Below are 6288 nucleotides of genomic sequence, written 5' to 3' on the forward strand. Positions count from 1 at the left end.
TGCACATTTTATGATTAAATTTGAAGATAGGATTGGTAGCCTATGAAAAATTTACACAAAAGTCTGTAAAGGGTCGGAAGATAATCTCAATGGAGATAGAAATTTAGATTTATTATTTTGTTATAACTATATCAGGGAAGTGAGCTTTAACACACTTAGTATAGTCACCTGGTGTGAATGCTGAATATGGAGTTTGATAGCCTACAAGTTTACAAGCATATGACTTACCACCTGGATTGTTGGCATTATAGCTAAAGTCCTGCTCCCAATAAATCTTAGTAGCACCAGCGCCTTCAGCATCAAATTGCTTCATTCCTTTACACCCTAGAACTTCATCATTTGGTATATTTACACCAAGTTGTTTAGCGAAATTATCGTAATAATCTATACGGTTAATAGATTGAGCTACCTCAACACTTCCACCACATTCAACACCACCGTTAATGATTTGAGTAGTTACACCAAATCCTGGAGTTAGACCATTACTAATATCACGTTCATTTGGCTGCCATGAACCATCTATTACATGAAGCATAGATGGTTTTGGTGGTTGAGGGTATACAAAGAAGAATACAGCAGATGCTAAATTCAACCATGTATCAGCTACTAGTTCAGGTTTGTCTAGTAAGGTTCTCACATCACCATATATTGCTTGAGAGAATGGGCCATAGTTATAGTTGTAGCTTAATTGTTTTGCACCACGACCAAAGTAAGATTTATAATCGCCATTTTCAAAAGTACCACAAGGCCATGTCTGTCCTTGCCATACATCAGGGTTACATTCACCATTATAACCACCACGCATATTCTCATCCCAACCCATTTCACGAACATGGACTAGTCCTTGGCGCCATTCAGGTACATCCCAGTGAGCAGTGTGCCCACCTGTCTCTTGTGTAAAGTGAGCAAACATAGTCGCTAGTGACTTACGACAAATTGCATCAGAATCTCTACCATCTGTGTATGTACCACAGAATGCAGGGAATTTTGCAACAGCTTTTAAGAAGTTCTCATAAGTATACTCAGGAGATCTTTTCGGGAACATATAATCCCAGTCAGCTTCAGAAATTATACTTTCGACACGTTTTACATTTTCAGGATTATTAGGGTTATTAGCTGAGACAGCCTCTACAACACTATTATCTCTTGTTACGATAGATTTTTTAACTTCACTCATAACAGGACCATTAGTTAGCTCTTCTTCTTTAGCATCTAGAGCTGCTTGAGTAGTTGTATAAGTGTCACCAGGAGTTGGAGTTGGATCACTAGGATCTGTCGGCTCAGTAGGCTCAACTGGATCAGTTGGATTAACAGGATCTGTCGAGTTGTATATATCCCAGGCAGTTTCCCAAGCTGTTCCAGAACCTGGCGCATAAGCCCAAGCTGCTGAACTAGAACACCAAGCGCCTACTCCAGATTTGCATTGGTATAGTTTGCCATTTGAAGATACTATATCGCCACTTTTATACTGTGTACCAGCACTATATGTTTGATAATCACTACTTGGATCCGTAGGCTCAACAGGGTCTGTAGGTTCAACCGGATCAGTTGGCTCAACCGGATCAACAGTTCCTCCATTACCAACATGAAAATTCAGAACATTGAATACAGGTTTGCTAGGTGAGAAGCTAAAGCTAACAGCTTGTCCAGCTTTTGCGATAGTTGGTTGCCCACTCCATTGTTTTGATGTGATTGAGACTGTACCATTACTTGCTTCTGTTAACGTATGGTTTCCTATCCCCCAAACACTACCTACTTTACCATCACTTAGCTTAAAGCTAATTGGATTAGCTTCTAAGTTGGTATCTTTATCACATTTAAAAGTAATTTTACCTGTCCAACCTGAGGTAACATCTTCTAATTTACAATCAGCAAAAGCTACTGTACTTATTAAGGACAGAGTTAAAGCTGTGATTGTTTTTACACGTATATGTATCATTTTAGCACTCCTTATTAATATACATTTCGTACTAGTTGCCACTATGGGCATATTTCGAGTTTATCTGCCTTTTTTTACTAAAACAATGACTTTTGAAATATAAAATAATAGTTTAATTTTGAACAAATTTAATATTGGTAAAATTAATAAATAGAGTTAAAAAATAATAAGTTTATATTAAGTTATACTTAGGAAAAATTTATTTGTGATAAGGATGGTTTTCTAAAATTGTATAGGCTCTATATAGCTGTTCTACTATTATAATACGCACAATAGGGTGTGGAAAAGTCATTTTAGATATGGATATTTTTTCTTTCGCTAGATCTTTAATACTTTGATGAATTCCATCTGGACCACCGATTAATATTACAACATTTGGATTATTAAATTTCCAGTTTTGCATTTTATCAGCTAACTCTTCCGTCGAGATAAGTTTTGATTTTACATCAAGAATCACTAAATGATCAGAACCACTGATCTTACTTAAAATTATCTTAGCTTCTTGTTCCATCCAAATGCTTGGATTGCCTGTTTTGGTTCTTTTTGCTATTGGTAGTTCTATTAGCTCAAGAGGAATAGATTTACTAAGTCTTTTCTTATATTCATTAAATCCATCTATAACCCACTTAGGTGGTTTTTCTCCCAGGGATATTATTTTTATTTTCATATATTATCTTGTAAAGCAAATAAGATCGTCTTTAGATAGATCTTGGTTAAACTCATACCCAGCAGCATTAAACTTTTTAATGCCACTAATATCTTCTATTTGATTCTCAAGAATAAATCTTGTCATTAATCCACGAGCTTTCTTAGCATGGATTCCAATAGTTTTAAATGTACCATTTTTGTTTTCTTTGAAATCTATATCTAACCACTTAGCATCAAGAGTTTTTTTATCTATAGCTTGTGAATACTCATTAGAAGCAAGGTTGATTAGAGTTTTATTCTTTTGCTTAGTAAAGAAGCTATTTAATTTCGGTGTGATTTTATCTTGCCAGTATTTGTGTAGAATTTTTTCATCAATTTTTACTTTTGTACCCATCTCTAATCTATAAGCTTGCATCAAATCAAGAGGACGAATAAGACCATATAGACCAGATAACATTAATAAATGATCTTGAGCGTATTTGATTGTTTTAGCATCAAGAGTTTCAGCATCTAAACCTTTATAAACATCACCGCTAAATGTGAAAATGGCAGCTTTAGAGTTTGAAGTATTATAGTTATTTGGATCGAAGTTATTGTGTTTATCAAATACTTCTTGAGCTAACTTAGGACTAATTTTCATAAGTTTTTCAATTTCATCTACTTCGTAATGTTTTAGTTTATTAATTAAAAGATTAATTTGATCTTTAAATAAAGGCTGTGTAAAGTCGTAGTTTTCTTTTAAAGAGTCAAAGTTTTGGCTCTTTGCTGGAGATATTACTATAATCATTTTGTTATTGTTTTGTGAATGCTTTTGGCTTAATAATACCAATTTATATTAGATAATGGAATTTGCTTTGTTAGCTTGTAATTTTTATATATATCTAGTAACATATGCATTGCTAACTTGGTTTCCACGCAATGGTAGGTTGTAAACCCCGCCAGATCCGGAAGGAAGCAACGGTAACAGTTGATCCATGTGCCGTGTCAAGGCTAAGTTAGCACTTCAAAGATTTAAATCATTTTGGTATATCATTTATAATATCTCTACTTTAAAGTATGATTTAATAAGTACATATTTTAGTTTCTACTATTAAAAATGAATTTCCCTAAACTAGAAGATATCATTAATTATGATATCAATCATGGTTTTCCTAGTGCAGCTGTAAGTGTTTTATATCAAGGAGAAAAGGTCTATAAGAAGACTTTTGGTTATGCATGTCTTTATGATAAAAAAGCTCAGCAGCTTAGAAATCCTCAAGAATTAAATCAGGATATGCTATTTGATGTGGCATCTATAACAAAAATCTTTGCTACAACTTATGCCGTTATGTACCTTTATCAACGAAATCTTATAAATTTAGATGCGCTAATTAGTGAATATATTCCTGAGTTTAGACTTATTAATACTGAATATATTCCAAGTGTTCGCGATCTGCTTAATCATACTAGTGGAGTTGCACCATTTTTTGATTTTTATAATAATCACACAGCTGGCTCACTATATAGTCAAGATCGTCATACAACTATAGAGTTTCTAAAAACAAAAATGTCGATAGTAGAGTCTCCACATAAGTATTGTATATATAGTGATATAGGTATGCAGATACTAGGATGTGTGATTGAATCTATTACAAAGAAACGATTAGATGTCTTTCTTAATGAAAATATTTACTCTAAACTAGGATTAAAATCAACATGCTTTAATCCATTAGAAAAAGGTTTTTTACCAGAAGAAATCGTTGCAACGCAAGTTGATGGGCATTGTAATTTTGGTACCACCAGTTTTAATAATATAAAAACAGATACTTTAAGAGGTTATGTGCATGATGAGAAAGCTTTATATTCTATGGCTGGAGTAGCTGGACATGCAGGACTGTTTTCGACTATTAATGATGCAACAAAATTAGCTGAATTAATATATAAGGATAATGCATTTTTTTCACAAGATATAGTTAAGCTTTTTAGTCAGCCATGCAATACAAACGAGGCTTTTGCTTTAGGATTTTGGACTGCAAAAACTCGAAAAAATAGACATTTGTTTGGAGAAAAGTGTAGTGATCAAACAATAGGTCATACTGGTTTTACTGGTCAGTGTCTTGTTTCTGACCCTAAAAATAAGGTTACTGTTATGATTATGACTAATAGTGTGCATAGTCGTATTATTTATCCTAGGATATTTGAGGGCAAAACCTTTAGAACAGGTTTGTATGGACAGTTAATAGATTCAATTTATGATGAATTAGGAATATAGGAGATATTTGTGAATTTAAATTTTAGATATAGTTTTAAATATATACTAGCTGTATATATATTAGCTGCAATTTTAGGTGGTTATGCTTTGGCTATTGTTGGCGGAGTAGGTGAGGAAATTAGCCATAGCTTTCATTTAAATACGCACCAATTATCGATACTATTAGGATTAGTATTTTTAGGAGGAGTTTTAGCAAAAATAATCTGGCTGGCTACTGATTATATTGGACGAAAATTTATGATTTTAATCTTCGTAGCTTTTTATATTATTGGAACCTACATCTTTGTTATAGCTCAAGGTTATGAAACCTTAATTATTGCAAGGTTAATCCAAGGAGGATCAATATTATTAGGTTCTTATGCTTTTCCTATTTATGTAACAGAAATTTCACCAGCTGATCGTCGTGGTAGATATGTAGCCTTGTTCCAATTGTTATGGACCGCAGGGATGTGTTTGTCAGGAGTTTTAATATTTTTGTTTTATAAAACGTTTAATTGGAGTGAGTATTTTACTATAACGCTGACCTTTGGAATTATTTTACTTATAGCTTCATGCTTTTTGCCATCTAGTCCAACGTGGCTAGTTCTTAAAAATAAAATTGATAAGGCTTATGATGTAATTAAAAAAACACAACCTAATCTTACAGATGCAGAGATTAATAGACATATAGAAGATATTAAGGTTAGTTTAAGAACACACGCTCCTAGAACGTTTATTAGTAAAATCTTAATAGGTAAAGATATTTGGCCTGTTGCAATAGTTACTATAGTTTTAATTCTAAACCAACTTACGGGGATTAACTTTATTGTTTTCTCATCTGAGTTGATAATAGCGCCGTTAACATCAAGTAGTTATGTTGCTCATGCTGCTAATTTTCTTATCTTGGCAGTTAACTTCATTATTACAATTTTGACAATATTTTTTATTGATAAATGGGGTAGAAAAAAAGTTATTTATCTAGGTTTAACAGTTGCGTTGATTAGTATGTTAGGATTGATTATTTTATATAGTCTGCCTGGCTTTGCATATAATTATATATTAGTAATTATATTGCTAACAACATGTGTTGCAGGTTTAGCTTTTGGACCTTCTGGAGTGATTGTAACTCTTATAAATGAACTACTACCAAATAGAGTAAGGATAATTGGAATATTTATGGCGGGGGTTATCTCGATGCTATTTTCATTTTACTTCATAGGATATTTCTTAAAAGTAGGTCAGAATTGGGGCTTTAATGTAATGTTTGGATTATTATTTATAAGTTCATGTATCTATTTTTGGGTCGTTAGAAGATTTGTCCCAGAAACATCAGGTAAAACGTTAGAAGAGATTGAGAATGAATTTGAGTAAAATTTTTATAACTTTTACTTATCAATAACCTCAGTTCGGAATTAAAAGCATTGTAAATTAAGGGTTTAGTAGTGTTTTTAGGTTAAAATAAGCGAAAAAC

General features: G+C 32.8%; 5 protein-coding genes and 1 other RNA gene. 3 read left to right on the forward strand and 3 right to left on the reverse strand.

From position 1 onward, the window contains the following. Window positions 1–112 precede the first annotated feature (112 nt). The 3 genes from AB8E56_RS11010 to yaaA all read right to left on the reverse strand — a co-directional run bounded on the left by AB8E56_RS11010 (window position 113) and on the right by yaaA (window position 3374). Window positions 113–1939, reverse strand: coding sequence for a glycoside hydrolase family 19 protein (locus tag AB8E56_RS11010; protein WP_329481070.1), 1827 nt, complete (start codon window positions 1937–1939; stop codon window positions 113–115). A 199-nt stretch (window positions 1940–2138) separates the two neighbouring features. Then, window positions 2139–2606 carry a 23S rRNA (pseudouridine(1915)-N(3))-methyltransferase RlmH gene (rlmH, locus tag AB8E56_RS11015; protein ID WP_329481072.1) on the reverse strand — a complete coding sequence of 156 codons (468 nt, stop codon included), beginning with the start codon at window positions 2604–2606 and terminating at the stop codon, window positions 2139–2141. A gap of 3 nt (window positions 2607–2609) precedes the next feature. Continuing rightward, a complete protein-coding gene (yaaA, locus tag AB8E56_RS11020) occupies window positions 2610–3374 on the reverse strand; it encodes a peroxide stress protein YaaA (RefSeq protein WP_329481074.1) in 765 nt (254 codons plus the stop codon). Between the two features lie 115 nt (window positions 3375–3489). On the opposite strand from yaaA, the gene ffs reads away from it, so the two are divergent. From ffs to AB8E56_RS11035, 3 genes are all read left to right on the forward strand, one after another. After that, an RNA gene (gene ffs, locus AB8E56_RS11025) (signal recognition particle sRNA small type) lies at window positions 3490–3586 on the forward strand. 97 nt (window positions 3587–3683) lie between these two features. Then, a complete protein-coding gene (locus tag AB8E56_RS11030; RefSeq protein WP_329481076.1) occupies window positions 3684–4838 on the forward strand; it encodes a serine hydrolase in 1155 nt (384 codons plus the stop codon). A gap of 9 nt (window positions 4839–4847) precedes the next feature. Then, window positions 4848–6188, forward strand: coding sequence for an MFS transporter (locus tag AB8E56_RS11035; RefSeq protein ID WP_329481078.1), 1341 nt, complete (start codon window positions 4848–4850; stop codon window positions 6186–6188). The last annotated feature ends 100 nt before the right edge of the window (window positions 6189–6288 follow it).

The sequence above is a fragment of the Francisella sp. 19X1-34 genome, assembly GCF_041102755.1.
In the GTDB taxonomy this organism is placed as follows: Bacteria; Pseudomonadota; Gammaproteobacteria; order Francisellales; family Francisellaceae; genus Francisella.

Bases quoted from the DNA above. Each gene is read 5' to 3' on its own strand.
- AB8E56_RS11010 (WP_329481070.1), bottom strand. From the start codon at position 1,939: ATGATACATATACGTGTAAAAACAATCACAGCTTTAACTCTGTCCTTA.
- rlmH (WP_329481072.1), bottom strand. From the start codon at position 2,606: ATGAAAATAAAAATAATATCCCTGGGAGAAAAACCACCTAAGTGGGTT.
- yaaA (WP_329481074.1), bottom strand. From the start codon at position 3,374: ATGATTATAGTAATATCTCCAGCAAAGAGCCAAAACTTTGACTCTTTA.
- AB8E56_RS11030 (WP_329481076.1), top strand. From the start codon at position 3,684: ATGAATTTCCCTAAACTAGAAGATATCATTAATTATGATATCAATCAT.